13 protein-coding genes and 1 pseudogene are annotated in these 15,091 nt (G+C 58.2%); 5 read left to right on the forward strand and 9 right to left on the reverse strand.

Annotation, left to right across the window (positions count from 1 at the left end):
* Nucleotides 1-47: 47 nt before the first annotated feature.
* Together pyrF and Pan181_RS05360 are read left to right on the forward strand one after the other, a co-directional pair.
* Entirely contained in the window at nucleotides 48-944 is an 897-nt protein-coding gene (pyrF, locus tag Pan181_RS05355) for an orotidine-5'-phosphate decarboxylase (RefSeq protein ID WP_145245853.1), read from the forward strand.
* 87 nt (nucleotides 945-1,031) lie between these two features.
* The gene (locus Pan181_RS05360) at nucleotides 1,032-1,463 is read left to right on the forward strand and encodes a GNAT family N-acetyltransferase (RefSeq protein ID WP_145245854.1); all 432 of its coding nucleotides are present in this window, start codon (nucleotides 1,032-1,034) and stop codon (nucleotides 1,461-1,463) included.
* Between the two features lie 6 nt (nucleotides 1,464-1,469).
* Here Pan181_RS05360 and Pan181_RS05365 read toward each other — a convergent pair whose 3' ends face one another.
* On the reverse strand, nucleotides 1,470-3,413 hold the full coding sequence (locus Pan181_RS05365; protein ID WP_145245855.1) for a metallophosphoesterase: 1,944 nt from the start codon (nucleotides 3,411-3,413) through the stop codon (nucleotides 1,470-1,472).
* A gap of 93 nt (nucleotides 3,414-3,506) precedes the next feature.
* A complete protein-coding gene (galK, locus tag Pan181_RS05370) occupies nucleotides 3,507-4,691 on the reverse strand; it encodes a galactokinase (protein ID WP_145245856.1) in 1,185 nt (394 codons plus the stop codon).
* A 278-nt stretch (nucleotides 4,692-4,969) separates the two neighbouring features.
* On the opposite strand from galK, the gene Pan181_RS05375 reads away from it, so the two are divergent.
* Nucleotides 4,970-5,899 (forward strand): sigma-70 family RNA polymerase sigma factor, encoded by a 930-nt coding sequence (locus Pan181_RS05375; RefSeq protein WP_145245857.1) that lies wholly within the window; start codon nucleotides 4,970-4,972, stop codon nucleotides 5,897-5,899.
* Nucleotides 5,900-5,956: 57 nt separating this feature from the next.
* Here Pan181_RS05375 and Pan181_RS05380 read toward each other — a convergent pair whose 3' ends face one another.
* The 3 genes and pseudogenes from Pan181_RS05380 to Pan181_RS26955 all read right to left on the reverse strand — a co-directional run.
* Entirely contained in the window at nucleotides 5,957-7,459 is a 1,503-nt protein-coding gene (locus Pan181_RS05380; protein WP_145245858.1) for a deoxyribodipyrimidine photolyase, read from the reverse strand.
* A gap of 139 nt (nucleotides 7,460-7,598) precedes the next feature.
* Nucleotides 7,599-8,087 (reverse strand): fasciclin domain-containing protein, encoded by a 489-nt coding sequence (locus Pan181_RS26950; protein WP_449188341.1) that lies wholly within the window; start codon nucleotides 8,085-8,087, stop codon nucleotides 7,599-7,601.
* Nucleotides 8,067-8,555: pseudogene (locus tag Pan181_RS26955) on the reverse strand (fasciclin domain-containing protein); the annotation flags it as partial. The pseudogene Pan181_RS26955 and the gene Pan181_RS26950, both read right to left, overlap by 21 nt.
* A gap of 310 nt (nucleotides 8,556-8,865) precedes the next feature.
* On the opposite strand from Pan181_RS26955, the gene Pan181_RS05390 reads away from it, so the two are divergent.
* On the forward strand, nucleotides 8,866-9,327 hold the full coding sequence (locus Pan181_RS05390) for a ferritin-like domain-containing protein (RefSeq protein WP_145245860.1): 462 nt from the start codon (nucleotides 8,866-8,868) through the stop codon (nucleotides 9,325-9,327).
* A 78-nt stretch (nucleotides 9,328-9,405) separates the two neighbouring features.
* Here the strand turns inward: Pan181_RS05390 and Pan181_RS05395 are convergent, their stop codons facing one another.
* From Pan181_RS05395 to tnpA, 4 genes are all read right to left on the reverse strand, one after another.
* Nucleotides 9,406-10,329, reverse strand: coding sequence for a bile acid:sodium symporter family protein (locus Pan181_RS05395; RefSeq protein ID WP_145245861.1), 924 nt, complete (start codon nucleotides 10,327-10,329; stop codon nucleotides 9,406-9,408).
* A gap of 51 nt (nucleotides 10,330-10,380) precedes the next feature.
* Nucleotides 10,381-11,604: a hypothetical protein gene (locus Pan181_RS05400; RefSeq protein ID WP_145245862.1), complete on the reverse strand. Its 1,224-nt coding sequence runs from the start codon at nucleotides 11,602-11,604 to the stop codon at nucleotides 10,381-10,383.
* 86 nt (nucleotides 11,605-11,690) lie between these two features.
* Nucleotides 11,691-13,373, reverse strand: a complete 1,683-nt coding sequence (gene ilvD / locus Pan181_RS05405) for a dihydroxy-acid dehydratase (protein ID WP_145245863.1) — start codon at nucleotides 13,371-13,373, stop codon at nucleotides 11,691-11,693.
* 587 nt (nucleotides 13,374-13,960) lie between these two features.
* Nucleotides 13,961-14,413: an IS200/IS605 family transposase gene (gene tnpA, locus Pan181_RS05410; protein ID WP_145245864.1), complete on the reverse strand. Its 453-nt coding sequence runs from the start codon at nucleotides 14,411-14,413 to the stop codon at nucleotides 13,961-13,963.
* Nucleotides 14,414-14,600: 187 nt separating this feature from the next.
* Between tnpA and Pan181_RS05415 the strand changes: the two genes are divergently transcribed.
* On the forward strand, nucleotides 14,601-15,008 hold the full coding sequence (locus tag Pan181_RS05415; protein WP_145245865.1) for an SMI1/KNR4 family protein: 408 nt from the start codon (nucleotides 14,601-14,603) through the stop codon (nucleotides 15,006-15,008).
* Nucleotides 15,009-15,091: the final 83 nt, after the last annotated feature.

Below are 15,091 nucleotides of genomic sequence, written 5' to 3' on the forward strand. Positions count from 1 at the left end.
CGACACACATCCACCACACCTCGCCAACGTATTAGGTATTGGGAACCATGACGCAACCGTTTTTCGATCGCCTGACCGACCAAGTTCGTACCAAGAAAACGCCGTTGGTGGTGGGGCTCGATCCGCGGTGGAGTTCGCTGCCTGAGACTTTGAAGTCAGTGGGCGATTCGCTGGCCGAAAAGGCGGCCGCTTATCGCGACTTTAGCATCGGCATTCTCGATGTTGTTGCTCCCCTGGTGCCGGCCGTGAAGCCTCAGGTCGCTTTCTTTGAGCAGCTCGGCTGGCAAGGCATGCAGGCGCTGGCCGAAGTGATCGACCACGCCCGCAAGCTCGGCGTTCTGCTGGTGATGGATGGCAAACGCAACGACATTGGCTCCACCGCCGAAGGCTATGCCGATGGTTGGCTCGGCGAGTCGTCGGCCTGGCGCGGCGATGCTTTGACCGTGAGTCCCTACCTGGGCGACGACAGCCTCGAACCGTTTGTGCAGGTCGCCAGCGACCGCGCGGCAGGGTTGTTCGTGCTGGTGAAAACCTCCAACCCCGGCGGCAAGATGCTGCAAGACCTCACCGCCGACGGATCGACCATCTACCAGCACGTGGGGGGACTCGTCGAGCGTCTGGCGGCCGACTCGGCCGGTGCGTGTGGCTATGGAGTCACCGGGGCGGTGGTCGGTGCGACCTATCCCGAGCAACTGGGCGAGCTGCGTGCCCTGATGCCGCACACCTGGTTCTTGGTGCCTGGCTATGGAAGCCAAGGCGGCACCGCGGCCGACGTTGCTCCGGCGTTCGATGCCAATGGTCTGGGGGCCATCGTCAACAGCTCGCGAGCCATCATCTTCGCCCACGCCCGCGACGAGTTCGCCAACCTCGACTGGCAGCAAGCGGTCGAAGCGGCCACGCGAAAAGCAATCGACGACTTGTCTTCGGTCGCTACGATTCGCTAACGAAATCGTCAGCAGCGAACGTTAGGGCGGAGGATTCAATTCGTTTACCAAATTGCAGGCAGACTGCGCAAACGGGGAAGACCACCGATGGAAGTTCGCGAAATCGCCTACCAGTCGCCCGAGTACCAGGCCGAGTTAGAGCTGCGGAACCAGGTATTGCGGATTCCGCTCGGACTGTGCGTGTACGACGATCCGCTCGACGAAGAGCACGATCAATGGCACTACGGCCTGTTCAACGGCCAGCAGTTGGTCGGCTGCGTGATTGCCCTTCCCAAGAGCCCAACACACGTCAAGCTGCGCCAGATGGCGATCGATGCATCGCAGCAAAAGTCGGGTTGCGGGCGGTTGCTGCTGACAACGGTCGAGCAACAGCTCGTCGGGCGGGGGATCAGTAGTATCGAGCTCGCCGCCCGCGCGGTGGTCGCCGAGTTCTATGAAAAACTCGGCTACCACCGCTGTGGGGACGAATTCGTGGAAGTAGGCATTGCCCACATCACGATGCAAAAGCAACTGAGTTAAGGCGAACTAGTTGGCCTCGGGAACAAAGTGACCGAAGCCGGTGTTCACCTGGCGGACGCGCTGCGTACCGCGCCAAACCACCTCTGCGGCTTTCTCGTTCGGCTCGTCGACATCGTGCAGCACCAAGGTGCCTTGCAGGCTGTGCCAGTTCTTACCTTGCACCTCTTTGACGAGCCGCAGAGGAATCGAGAACTCGACGTCGTAACCGTCGTCGGTCACCTTCGCGGCCGCTTGCGTGCCGGGGTAAGTGCGACCATTCCGTAGACGTACCGCTTTGACCTTGGTCTCTTCGCCATCCACAGGAGCGGTCGCGGTGATCGACAGACCAGTGCGGGCATAGCGGGGATCACTGCTGCGCACATCCACCCCGCGAGGATCGATGAGCAGCTCGACCTCATCGCCGGGCTGCAGTCGATCGTCCACCACCTTGGCTGCCACGTATACGCGGTCGCCAACCTGGCGGGCGAAGAACTTGGCGGTTGCGTCGCCAGGGCCTTTCCAACCGGTCTGATTGCCGAGCACCAGTGGCTTATCAGCCATTTCGTTGGTCCGTTCGCTCGGCCATTCTTCGATCACGCCGTCGAGTTCTGGCATTTCGGCCAGCTCCGGCAGCGTGAATCGGCGATCGATCACGACCGGCACCACGAGTTCCGACGACAGAGGATCGTCGCCAGTGCTTTTGAGCGTGGCGGTCAGCACGGTACGGGCCAGGGCTTCGAACTCGATGGCCTTGGTGAACTCGACATGAATGTGCTGCTCGACCGACTCACCTGCAGCTGCTTCGATTTCCATTTCCCAAGGATCGACCGTTAGACCCTTAAGCGGCAGGCCTTCGATCTTGCCCTTCATCACGATCGGCTCGTCGAAATCGTTCCGCACCCGCAGCACGATCTCGCCGGTCGAGAAGGCATCGCTCTCGTTGCCTTCGATCAAGATGGGAGCCACCTCGACACCGGTGTTCGCCAGGAAACCATTGAACCGGGCGATGCTCTCTTCGGTCACCACGTCGGGACGCAGGATGCCATCGAGACGCAAGTTGGCCACGTGCGGGCCATCGGGTTCCATGGTGAGCCAAGTGACCTGATCGAACTCGCCGTACTCGTTACCACGCAATGCCGAGCCACCACCGGTGGTCGCCAGGGCGAAGTACTCTTGGTTGTTCCGCTTATATTGGACGTAATGGTGGATGTGTCCCGAGAACACGGTATGCGGGCGGTCGACCAGCATGCCTTCCACGCGCTTCCAGTTTGTTTTGTCTTGGTTGTCAGCAGCCAGTTGACGCTCGGCGTAGGTCCACAGAGGCTTGTGCAAAAACACTAAGGTCCAGCGGGCGTCGGCATGTTCGTTCAGGTCGTTCTGCAACCATTCTAGTTGCTCGTCGCCGATGCGATTCACGGGATCTTCGCTGCACAAGCAAACAAAGTGCACGTTCTTGTAATCGAACGAGTACCACGAGCGGCCAAAATGCTCGCGCCAGATCTTTTGCATGGTGGGGTTCGTTACGTCGTGGTTGCCAGCGACAAAGAAGAACCGCATATCCATCTGATCGATGAAGCCCAGGAATTCGGTCCATTGCTTCTCGACTTCGTCGCGATCTTCGGTATAGCCTTCAATCAGGTCGCCCACCGAAAGCACAAACTCGGGACGCATCATGTTGAGCTTCCGCACTGCGTCCATCCAGATGCCAGGGCGGTGACCGCCAGTGCGGTCGGTCATGATAGCAATCTGAAAACGTTGCGGGTCGTTCAGTACAGGCTTGTCCGACCAAGGGCGGGGGCCTTCGATTTCGGGCAGCACCACGCCAGTTGGCAGGGCAACTGCGCTGGTCGAGGTTTCGTTCGCTTCGGCTTCATGCTCGTGGTCATGACCTTCGTGAGCCATTACCACGGTCGTGCTGCCAAGTAGACAGCCAAGTGCCAGGAGGGATGAAAGCAGGAGGGATCGGGGCATGAGGAATCTCCAAAGTATGGTTAAGGAAGGAGCCCGATTGTAACCGATCGGGCTCCACCATATGGGAAGATTCTGTTAAGACCTCGCGCTCGGTTAACCCTCGGCGATGTGGGCCCCTTTGCCCGGGCGGGTGGTGAACAGCGTTGGTTCGATGTTCAGCGTGGTCTGGTAGGTTTGCTTCAGACGCTTGGCAACGTCTTCCACCGCTTCAGTCTCCACGAGCGTCACGGTGCAACCACCGAAGCCGGCGCCGGTGAGTCGCGAACCAATTACCCCGCCGTTGGTGCCAATTTGATGAGCGGTGTCGACCAGCAGGTTTAACTCGTCGCAGCTAACCTCGTAGTCGTCGCGCAGCGAGTCGTGGCTGGCGTACATCAACTCGCCGGCCAGCGCCCAGTTGTTGGTCTCCAACGCGGTGGCCATGTCTTCCACCCGGCGGTTTTCAGTGATCACGTGTCGCGCCCGGCGGTAAACCACTTCTTCGATCTGCGCAGCCATCTTGTCGAGCATCGGCATCGTTGCATCACGCAGAGCCTTCACGCCGAGTTGCTTGGCGGCTGTTTCACACTGACCGCGGCGAATCGGATAAGCGCTCGAAGCCAACTCGCGTTTCACGTTGGTGTTGATGATCAGCACCGTGATGTCAGGATTCGTAAATGGCACCTGCTTGGTAGCCAGCGACCGACAATCGAGTTGCATCAAGTGATCGGCCTCGCAAACGGCCGAGCTGAATTGGTCCATGATGCCGCAAGGCATGCCGACATGAATGTTCTCAGCACGTTGGCACAGCTTGGCCACTTCGGGACCGCCAAGCGACTTGCCAACCGCTGCTTCCACCATGGTGGCGGTAGCGACTTCGAGTGCCGCGCTGCTGGAGAGTCCACCACCCAGCGGAACGTTGGCGTGAATCGTCGCCTGGAGTGCTCCACAGGGAAAGCCTGCTTCGAGCATCTCGACCAGCACGCCGCGGACGTAGATGCCCCACTGCGGCAGATCATCCGGCACTGGCTGATCGACGTCGATCGTGATCTCGCCTTCCATCGCGTCGCTCGAAACTCGCAGCGTGTTGCCAGTGCCTTCGGCCGGGCCGGCAGCAATCACCACGTAGCGTTCGATGGCCATCGGCATCACAAAGCCGTCGTTGTAATCGGTGTGCTCACCAATCAGGTTCACTCGGCCAGGAGCGGAGACCACCCACGTGGGGGGCTGCTGGTAGCGGTCGCTGTATTGCTGTTTGACGGTGGCAATCATCTGTTCGAGGGGAACGGCCGGCAACATGATAAGTCTCGTCGGGAAAAAGGGAGCAACGGCTCTTTAATTGACGCCGAAAAAGGGGGTCCAAACCCTCGAATCTAACCCTTATTTGCTTCATTCACTAGCGGCCGAATCTGGAGCCGCAGGGCCAAATTGCGCCGAAGTGCGGTTTTGGGCGAATTCTGGATGTTTGGACGATTTGGACGTTTTTGTACTTGCAGCCCCTGCCTCCTAGGCATAGGATTTCGTGTGTGGACGATTTGAACGTTTTTAGGTGTGTGCGACGACACGGAGAGAAAAGAATGACGACTAAGGGCAGGACAAAATCGACCGCAAATAAGAGCCGAAACAACGAGCTGCGGCAACGCGCCGAATCGCTGGCCGATCTGAATATCAGCTTCATTGCCAGTGAACGTTTTGCCGACGCCGAAGCAACGCCGGAAGACGAACAACTGGCGGCCATTGAGCTCGGCCACGAAACCACTCACGCCAAAGGGGGCGAAGGGCTTCCGCCGCACCTGCGACGGATGTGCGCTACACCGCTACTCACGGCTGAAATGGAGCAGCAGGTCTTCTTTCGCATGAACTATTGTAAGTATCATGCAGCCGCTGTTCTGGGCACACTTCATCCCTCGCGACCAGCACGCGGTAAGGTGGAAGAAGCCGAAGAGTACCTGGAGCGGGCGGATCGCTTGCGAAACTATTTGATTCAAGCAAACACGCGACTGGTCATGTCGATCGCTCGCAAGTACGCCGATCCGCGGAATCCGTTCGACGATCTGTTGAGCCGCGGCATCGCCTCCCTGATTCGTGCGGTTGAGAAGTTTGATTGCGATCGTGGGTATCGCTTTAGTACTTATGCTACCTGCGCGGTGCGACGTGATCTGAACCGCTTGGTAATGAATAGCCGCCGCGACTCGCAACGCTTCGCTCCCACGCCGGGCGATGTGCTTGAGTCGGTCGTTGAGGAAGATTTTGAGCATCCTGGCAAAGCGGTCGATCGTTGGAAGTCGCTCAGCGAGTTGCTTTCGCAGATGATGGAAGTGCTTGACGATCGTGAAAAGCAAATTATTCGTGCTCGCTTTGGGTTTGACGAAGATAGCAAGATTTCATTTAGCCACCTTGGTAAGCGGATGGGTATTTCGAAAGAACGTGCCCGACAACTCGCCAATCGGGCGTTGGATAAACTTCGTGAACAAGACGACGCAAATGTGTTGGCTGGCTTTTGCTAATCGCCAAATGAAATAACAAATAACCTTTCAAGACCCGATTTTATATCGGGTCTTTTTTTATTGGTACTTTTCGATGTACTGTTTCACTTTCACTTTGCGAGCGGTGTTGTCGCTACTCATGTAGCGAATCTTGCCGAAGATCGGCCGCTCGGGACCCCACGCCCGATCGTACCGCCCAAGTACCCAGAAGATACCGCTATAACTGTTTGGGTTGCGCCCATCGAGGGCGTACTTATTGTTCAGCTCGATCATCACGGCCAACGCATCTTGCGGCGACTCGGTCCACTCCAGGATCTTCTTTCCCCAAAGCATGCGGAGATAGTTGTGAATGTACCCCTCGCGGACCAATTGATTCTGGGCAGCGTTCCATAGCTCGTCGTGAGTGTTCGCCTGCTCAAACTCTTCGAGTGTGTAAGTGAACTCCCGGTCGTCCGAGGCATGCTCGCCGAGCGTTTCCTTCGCCCAGTCGGGCAGCGACTCGTAGTGGGTATAGTCCTCCTGTCGCGAACACATATTGAATCCCAGTTCGCGCCAGGTGACGAGCTCGTCGAGAAACGACTCGTAAGTCTCTTCCATGCCCCACCAGCCCGAGCGGCTGCCATTGGCCTTCTTCGCAAGCTTGTTGGGAGTCCATTTCAACTGCTCCACCAACTCGGCGAACACTTGATGCACCGACAAATGCCCAAAGTGCAGGTACGGCGAGAACCCGCTGCTCACTTCTTTTTGCGGCTCGTTGCGTTCTTCGCCATAGCGATCGAGCTTGTGCTTCAGGAAGTCGCGTAGCCTTTTCTGAGCCGCTACCGCGCCGCCGGGTAAGCTTTCGACAACGCCTACTTGATGATCGATGGGAAACGCTTCAAGCTTCGACAGGTCGTCGGCAATCGCTTCGACCTCCGCAACCGGCCACTGCTTGGTGATTTTCGCAGGGAGCTTCTCAAGCGTAGGGATCTTGTAGTCGGCCAGCGGGTCGGGGCTCGGGAGTTCCGAGAGGTGGTCGGGCAGTGCCTTCTGTAGGAATCGCCGCAGGTCGTACGCCCGCAAGTAGACTTTGTCGGCCGCACGCATGGGGAGCAGACCGTTGGAATCGATCACCTCCATGGTGGTCGATACCTTGCGGGCGGCCACGCGAACCATACGAGGCAAGAAGAAGCAAGGGAAGTCGTCGGTCACTACCAGACAGGCCTGGTCGCTCAGGGCCTCGAGCAAACCCGAGCCATTGCCTGGCTGGCGCTCGAGGTAAGGGTAGTAACTCGCAGCACGCGACTTCTTGGCGAGCGACTGCTGGTTATCGGCCATACCTTGAATGACGAATGCATGCAGTCGGTCGCTGGCCCATTTGTAGTCGCACCGCAAGGCTTCGAGCACCACCAGCGGCTTGCCCAACTCTGCCGCCCAGGCGGCTGCTCGCTCGAGGGCAAAATTCCACTCGGTCCGGCGATAGGCGATCATCCAGTACAACACGAAGTCGCCATCGTGGTTGATCGGTTTGTCGTTGGCCGCGCGGATCCGCAACTTGGGAGTGGACGATTCGAAGTTCGTAGGTTCGGAGTCAGCTGGCATGATTAGCAGGGGTGAGGAAGGTTCGAAGCAAGGCACCATACTGTAGCGAAAAGTAGTCGAACGCACAAAACAAAGCCGACCTGTTGCAAAAGCAACAGGCCGGCCTTCGGATGCACTAGCTCTTAAGCAAGTGATTTACTTATCCGTTGCAAACCACCGACTTCACGTGACCACTAGCGGGAGTGGTCGACGAGGTTTCCTCGGTGGGGGGCAGCAGCACCTTATCGATCACGTGGATCACGCCGTTCGAGGCATCGATGTCGGTCTTCAACAGTTTGGCGTTGTTGACCATCGCTTCGTCGCCTTCGGTCTTGATCGAAATCGTCGACCCTTGCAGCGTTTTGGCCGTGCCAGCCTCTACCGCGTCGGTGCTGTAGACACGTCCCGCCACCACGTGGTAAGCGAGAACCTGAACCAGTTTCTCCTTGTTCTCTGGTTTCAGTAGCGTTTCGACGGTACCCTCAGGCAGGGCTTCGAACGCTTCGTCGGTCGGAGCGAATACGGTCAGTTCCTTGTCGCCAGCGAGCGTGTCGACCAGGCCGGCTGCCTTTGCGGCAGCGAGCAGTGTCGAGAAAGCTTCCGCTTTCTCGGCAACTTCAGGAAGCGTCTTACTCTCGGGAAGAATCACTTTGTCGATCACGTGGATCACACCGTTGTCACATCCGATGTCGGCCTTTACCACGGTTGCATTGTCGACCATTACTTTGTCATCTTTGACCGCGATGTCAGCACGTTGACCGTTGGCGGTGGTCACACCAGTTACTTTGGTAACCTGCTTACTATCCACACTGCCAGCGGCAACGTGATACAGGAGAATTGCTCGCAGCTGATCCTTGTTTTCTGGTTTCAGCAAGGTTTCCACGGTGCCCTCGGGAAGGGCTGCAAATGCTTCGTCGGTGGGAGCGAAAACCGTGAACGGTCCCTCGCCCTTTAGTGTATCAACCAAGTCGGCTGCTTTCACTGCTGCAACGAGGGTATTGAATTTACCCGATTGCACGGCGGTATCGACAATATCGGCTGCCGACGAAGTGGTTGCGGTACTCAACGTTAGCGCCAGGGCAGCTGCCAGCGGCGCTACAAACTTTCTACTCAACATGGGAATGACTCCTGTCTGGGGTCGGTGTTTCAAGATACGAGACACGTCCTTGCGACACATGCGAATGCATGCGTTGTGCTTATCTGGCCAGATAGCAAAGCGATGCGTCCGGCGTTGCTCATTGCCGAAGGCTGAAGGTTCTATACGCGCTGGCGTGGTGAGCGGCAACACAAATTTCGGCAGTTTGTTTTTTACTTTTCGACTCCTTGAAACAAGCATCAAATGCATGGTCAAAAGCGGGCGGAATCCTACAGTGTGTTAGAGAACAATCGAACCTACAGGTGGCAAACAAAAGAAAGGACGACTCCCCATGGCCGCTACCAACGACGAAGTGATTAGCCTGCTCACGAAGGCTTATAGCATGGAACTTGAAACGGTGATGAACTACTTGGCGAACAGCATTAATCTCGATGGGGTTCGTGCGGAAGAAATCAAGAAAGCGCTGGCCGCCGACATTACCGAAGAGCTTGGCCACGCGACGCTGCTGGGCAATCGTATCAAGCAACTTGGTGGAAGCGTGCCAGGTTCGAAGAGCGTGAAAGTCGATAGCCAGATACAACCGCCCGAAGATGCGACCGATGTTGTCGCAGTGATCAAGGCGGTGATCGACGCGGAGCAGTCGGCTTGCGATCACTACAAGAAGGTGATCAAGGCGACCGATGGCGAGGACTATGTGACTCAGGATCTTTGCATTCGTTTGCTTGCTGACGAAGAAGAACACCTCATTCTGTTTAAAGGATTCTTAAAAGAATACACCAAAGCGGCTGCGTAACGTCGAGTTGTCCACACACTCTCTCACGCACCGCTTCAAAAAGCCGGACTGCCTGCCAGTCCGGCTTTTGTTATGCGCTCATTCAATTGCCTGCTTGGCTCGGCGTTGTAAGGCAAAGCGAAGATGCCGCCGGCCGACCGCGATGAGTCCAAACACCATCATTGCTCCGCCGCCGAACAGGCACGAGTACAAGCCGCCTTGATGGAAGTCGTTCTCGCGAGTGAGCTCACCAAACAAAGGGGTGAGCAGCGCGATACCGAGATTTCCATTACGCATCGAGACCTCAATGCTGAGCGTGAACGACTCGTCTTTCTGGTAGCCCATCGCGAGCATCCCCTCGTTGGTGACTAGCATGCTGAGCACGATGAACACCACGATGAGCGCGGGAGCCTGCCAGCCGTAATGCAGGATCTCAATCTGCCCACCCCCGATGGCGCCGACCCACACGCCCCCCACCGCGATCATGCTCCCCCACACTGCCAGCTTGCTGAGGGGGCGCCGCCAGGAGTGTTTGAGCGAACCAATTACCATGCCTACGACCAGCGGCAGCACGAGTAGTAGTACGATGCTTAGTAAGATCTGATCCCACGGCATGTGGAAGCCTTCCGGCAGGTGCCCGATCGTAAAGGCGTCGAGCACGATCGGCGTTGCCAGCAAACAGATCGCTGTCGAAGCACACGTAGTGGTGATCGACAGCGCAACGTTGCCGCGGCCGAGGAACGTGAGGATGTTCGACAGGCTGCCGCTCGGTAGCGAAGCCAGCAGCACCAGCCCCACGGTCATCGGCGGGGGTAGCTGCGTGATCCAAGCCAGTGCGACCGCGACGCTCGGCATTAGCAAGTACTGCAGGAACAGTACCAGCGCGATGTCCCACGGGCGGCGAAACACACTGCGAAACTGCGCTACCGAGCTGGTTGCTCCCATGCCAAACATCGCCAGCACCAGCTGCGTGTTGTAAAACAGCCGCGCGTTCTCACGATAGAAATCGAGAAAGAGCTGCATGGGCGATGGGCATGGGAGTTAGGAAAGGGACGACGTGCAGTAGTCTCCGCGTTAGTTGAACCACACTGCGAACGAGAAGAAGTTGCCGTTGAACATCCGCTGCAACGTACTGGCGGTCCGTTGAGTCACGCAGTCTCCTTCCTCCAGGTAGGGCAGGGCGGCTGCGCCGTGCATCCACATCACCGCGTCGAACTCGCGAGGTTCGTTCAGCACTCGCTTCAGGTTGATGCCATGACCCTTGGCGACTCGCCAGTGCGGCAGTAGCTTCTCGCCTGCCAGCACGGACTCGGCTTCGTCGAGAAACATCTTCCAGCCCTCCACTTGCTCTCGATTCACGCGCAAAGGAGTGATACTGGTTTGCTCGGGGCCGGGGATCCACTCGCGATCGTCGTCGGTTTCCTTGGCGATCGCATCCCACACCTTGCGGCTCTCGGTAATGGTCTGTTGCAGGTGCTTAAGGGCGGCTTGCGTTCGCTCGGGCTCGACGACCTGGAACTTCATCAAGTGAATCGCGAGGATGGCGTCGGCGATCCGATCGACGTTAAAGCCGCCGTTGTTGCCAGTGCCAAGTTCGAACGGGGGAGCATCCGCACCGGCGAAGAACGTCGACGCGGTGACCGTGTAGAATTCCTCGGTATCGTAGGCCAACCAGACTTCACTCATCGCTTGTAGCAGGTGGGTGTAGCCAATCAGCCAGTGGACGTCGGCCTTATCGAACCCAATCTCGTACCGCTGCTGGTCGGCCTCGAGTTGCTGCCGGCGACCACCGCCGCCGACCGCGACAAACACCTTCCAAAAGGTCTCCTCTTCGCTGGCGATTCCGTCGCCATTGATGTCGAGCCGAATCAAACCGACCGGCAGCTTGAGTTTCACCTCGTCGGCCTCGATGCCTTCGAGGGTGGTTTGGGCCGTTTCCAGGTCGTTCACAAAGTCCTGCAGTACTTGTCGCGACTTCGCGTACGTGAGTTTCTCCGGGTGCTCATTCTTCGGCACCGGCAGTCGCACGAACGGCAAGTCGGGGCTATCGGTCTTCAGGCCGTAGCGGAACAAGTCCTGCGTGAGTCCTTCGACCGCGCTGAGCGTTTGCAGCACGCCCAAAGCATACTGTGCTTCTGGATTATCGGGTGTCGCTAGCTTCGCAAAGTGCTCTACTCCCTCGGCGATGCGACCCTCGACGAGGTAAGGTTCTACCTGCTCCGCGGTGGTGGCCGCCGAGATGATGGATGCGAACGAAACCGTGAACAATACAGCCAGAAATGAAGCGTAGCAGCGCATGGCGATTCTCCCATGGGGTGAGAAAGTAGTTCGCTACATCTAGTTACCCTGGCAATCCCTTGGTCGGTTTCAAGCAAATCGTTTACCTATTCATCCGTCACACAACCTTCGCTTGCGCTCTTCACGTTCTTGATGTACTTGTAAAGCGTGCCGCGGGTGGCTTTGTATTCGGGGGCCTTCCAGGCGGCTTTGCGCTTCGCCATCTCGTCGTCGGAGACATCGACCATGATCGTGTTCGCTTCGGCGTCGATCGTGATCGTGTCGCCGTTCTGCACCAGCGCGATCGGGCCGCCGACCTGGGCTTCGGGCGTTACGTGGCCGACGATGAATCCGTGCGAGCCGCCGCTAAACCGGCCGTCGGTCATCAGCGCGACGTCCTTGCCGAGTCCCGCACCCATGATCGCACTGGTCGGCGTCAGCATTTCGGGCATGCCGGGACCACCCTGCGGACCTTCGTAGCGAATGATCACCACGTCGCCTTTGTTGATCTTCTTCTCTTCCAACGCGTGCAGCATGTCTTCTTCGCTGTCGAAGCAGTTGGCCGTGCCGGAGAACAGCAGCCCTTCTTTGCCGGTGATCTTGGCCACCGCGCCGTCGGGGCAGAAGTTGCCCCGCATGATGCGGAGGTGACCGGTCGCCTTGAGCGGCTTGTCGAACGGGGCGATCACTTGCTGACCTTCCTTGAGGCCCGGCAGGTCGGCCAGGTTTTCGGCCACGGTTTTGCCGGTGACTGTCATGCAGCTTCCGTCGATCAGGTCGTGCTCCAGCAGCAGCTTCATCACGGCCGGGGTTCCGCCGACTTCGTGCAGCTCTTCCTGAACGAACCGGCCCGACGGTTTCAGGTCGGCCAGCAGCGGCACGCGATCGCTCGCGGCTTGGAAGTCGTCGATCGTCAGCTTCACGTCGACCGCCCGAGCCATCGCCAGCAGATGCAGCACCGCGTTGGTCGATCCACCGACAGCGATAATCAGGTTCATCGCGTTGTCGAACGCCGCGCGGGTCATGATGTCGCGAGGCTTGAGGTCCTTCTCGAGCAGCAGACGCATCGCCGCGCCGGCTTCGATGCACTCCTTCCGCTTGTCGGAAGACACCGCTGGGATGCTCGACGAGTAAGGCAGGCTCATGCCGAGGGCCTCGATCGCGCTGGCCATGGTGTTGGCCGTGTACATGCCGCCGCACGCGCCGGCGCCGGGGCAGCTTTTGCGGACGATCTCTTTCCGCTCGTCTTCGCTAATCGAGCTGGCAATGAACTCTCCGTAGCATTGGAACGCGGAGACGATGTCGCGTTTCTGCTCCTCGCCGCCGAACTTGGTAAAGCCTGGTTTGATGGTGCCGCCGTATACCATGATCGAAGGGCGATTCAGCCGGCCCATCGCCATCAAGCAGCCTGGCATGTTCTTGTCGCAGCCTGGCAGCGCGATCAGTCCGTCGTACCACTGGGCGGCCATCACGGTTTCGATGCTGTCGGCAATCAGGTCGCGCGACTGCAGCGAGTAGCTCATGCCGTCGGTGCCCATCGAGATGCCGTCGGAGACGCCGATGGTGTTGAATCGCATGCCGACCATGTCGGCCTTGGCCACGCCTTCCTTTACCTTGGTCGCGAGGTCCAGCAGGTGCATGTTGCAGGTGTTGCCGTCGTACCACATGCTGGCGATGCCGACCTGGGCCCGCTGCATGTCGTCGTCGGTCATGCCGGTGCCGTACAACATGGCCTGGCTGGCACCTTGGCTTTTGGGCTGCGTAATTTTGCTGGAGTATTTGTTGAGCATGATAGGAGAGGAGTTTGGAGTTGGGTGTGGGAAGTTGCTGATGGCCGAAAGCGGACCGCCGACAGCGCGGATGTTATTCACGACCGCTCATTCTACCTTTGGTTCGCGTTGGGCTGAATTGGGCGTTATGCCCCCAATACCGGGAAATCGATTCGTGGGGGCAAAACGCAGTTCGGCGATTTGCCGAAAAGTACAGTGTTTCAAAGGGTGTTTTGTTCGTTAGCGTCATAATTCTCACTCGATTTCGCCCCACCCCTGGGGGCAAAACGCCCCTCAGCAGGTGGTAGGTACCACCCCCAGCCGACGCACCCGCGCCGATGGGAATCACGTATTAGATCAAACCAAGTGGCCAATTACTAGGAAAAACTGAGGAGGTCGGAGGGTCTTGGGGAGGAGCGTTGCGGGCCGACGGGGGATGCCGTTGAGGGGATGTTGATGGGAGGCCTGGGGTTCGCGCCACCAGGCTACGCGCTGCCGCCGCTCCGCGGCTAGGGTTGTGCAGCCGCGGAGCGGCGACGGCGCGTAGCTTGGGTCGCAAGACCCAAGAAACCAAGAGAACCAAAAACAGAGATCCTCCCAACGAGTTGTCACTCGAACACATATTTGGGGTCGTAGTCGATGTGGTGCCGTTCGAGCATTTCGAGAAACTCCTCGTTGAAGTCTCGTTTTCGATGATGTTCTTCCTGATTGCGGATGTAATGCCGGACAACCTCGCGTTGCGAAGCACTGACACTAAAGGCACCATACCCGGTTTGCCACTGGAACCTCGTCGGTTGGTCCCCTCGCTCGTTCACCCACTTCGATGAATTGGTTTTGACCATTCGAATGGCGTCCGAAACGGCGATCGTTGGAGGGAGCGCCAGGAGTAGATGAATGTGGTCGGGCATGCCACCGACTTCGCGAAGGCATCCATTCTCGGCCCGCACGATCCCGCCCACGTATCGATAAAGCTTTTCCCTCAGCTCTTCACGAATCGTTGGCTTGCGATACTTGGTGCTGAAAACGACGTGATAGTCGAGGCAGGTAAAGGTGCTTGCCATGGTGATACTCCTGAAGAGTCGAATGAGACTCCTATTGTAGCAGGTGGTGAACGCGGGGTGTTCCTGGGGCTCGCGCCACCAGGCTACGCCCTGCCGCCGCTCCGCGGCTTCAGACATAAGCCGCGGAGCGGCGACGGCCCCTTGCTCTCTGGCTCAGCAGACTTCCCTGTCGTAAAATTGACCCATCATGGCGTTTCCAGTCGACATTCAGTGGGTTACCGAAACCGAGGCGAGGCTCGGCGTGCGTTTTCCGGCGTCGTTTGTTTCCGCGATGGTAAAACGAAACGGGGGGAGCGTGGAGACCGAGTGGGATGTGTTCTACTTGTACTCGTTTCTCGACGCGAGCGATCGCAAACGACTCCGCCGCACTTGCAGTAGTATCGATCGCGAAACCAAGTCGACGCGAGAAAGTCGGTATGGCTTTCCTCCTAACGCGGTCGTGATCGGCCACAACGGCGGCGGAGACCTGCTGGTGCTGATGCCGATGGCGGACCACCCCGACACGTTGCAACACTCGGTTTACCTCTGGAACGGTGAATCAGACGAACCACAACTCATCGCCGACGACTTCGCCGATTTGCGACGAGGAGAGTGAGCGGAGCTCGTGCTGAGTATTGTGTGCGTGTACCCTCCCCATAAGCCATGAGGCGGTGCCAATAAAAAACTCGCAGCCCAGAC

It is taken from the genome of Aeoliella mucimassa (genome assembly GCF_007748035.1).
GTDB lineage: Bacteria > Planctomycetota > Planctomycetia > Pirellulales > Lacipirellulaceae > Aeoliella > Aeoliella mucimassa.

Bases quoted from the DNA above. Each gene is read 5' to 3' on its own strand.
- Pan181_RS05360 (WP_145245854.1), top strand. From the start codon at position 1,032: ATGGAAGTTCGCGAAATCGCCTACCAGTCGCCCGAGTACCAGGCCGAG.
- Pan181_RS05395 (WP_145245861.1), bottom strand. From the start codon at position 10,329: ATGCAGCTCTTTCTCGATTTCTATCGTGAGAACGCGCGGCTGTTTTAC.
- ilvD (WP_145245863.1), bottom strand. From the start codon at position 13,373: ATGCTCAACAAATACTCCAGCAAAATTACGCAGCCCAAAAGCCAAGGT.
- Pan181_RS05390 (WP_145245860.1), top strand. From the start codon at position 8,866: ATGGCCGCTACCAACGACGAAGTGATTAGCCTGCTCACGAAGGCTTAT.
- Pan181_RS05365 (WP_145245855.1), bottom strand. From the start codon at position 3,413: ATGCCCCGATCCCTCCTGCTTTCATCCCTCCTGGCACTTGGCTGTCTA.
- Pan181_RS05400 (WP_145245862.1), bottom strand. From the start codon at position 11,604: ATGCGCTGCTACGCTTCATTTCTGGCTGTATTGTTCACGGTTTCGTTC.
- Pan181_RS05375 (WP_145245857.1), top strand. From the start codon at position 4,970: ATGACGACTAAGGGCAGGACAAAATCGACCGCAAATAAGAGCCGAAAC.
- Pan181_RS05415 (WP_145245865.1), top strand. From the start codon at position 14,601: ATGGCGTTTCCAGTCGACATTCAGTGGGTTACCGAAACCGAGGCGAGG.
- galK (WP_145245856.1), bottom strand. From the start codon at position 4,691: ATGTTGCCGGCCGTTCCCCTCGAACAGATGATTGCCACCGTCAAACAG.
- Pan181_RS05380 (WP_145245858.1), bottom strand. From the start codon at position 7,459: ATGCCAGCTGACTCCGAACCTACGAACTTCGAATCGTCCACTCCCAAG.
- tnpA (WP_145245864.1), bottom strand. From the start codon at position 14,413: ATGGCAAGCACCTTTACCTGCCTCGACTATCACGTCGTTTTCAGCACC.
- pyrF (WP_145245853.1), top strand. From the start codon at position 48: ATGACGCAACCGTTTTTCGATCGCCTGACCGACCAAGTTCGTACCAAG.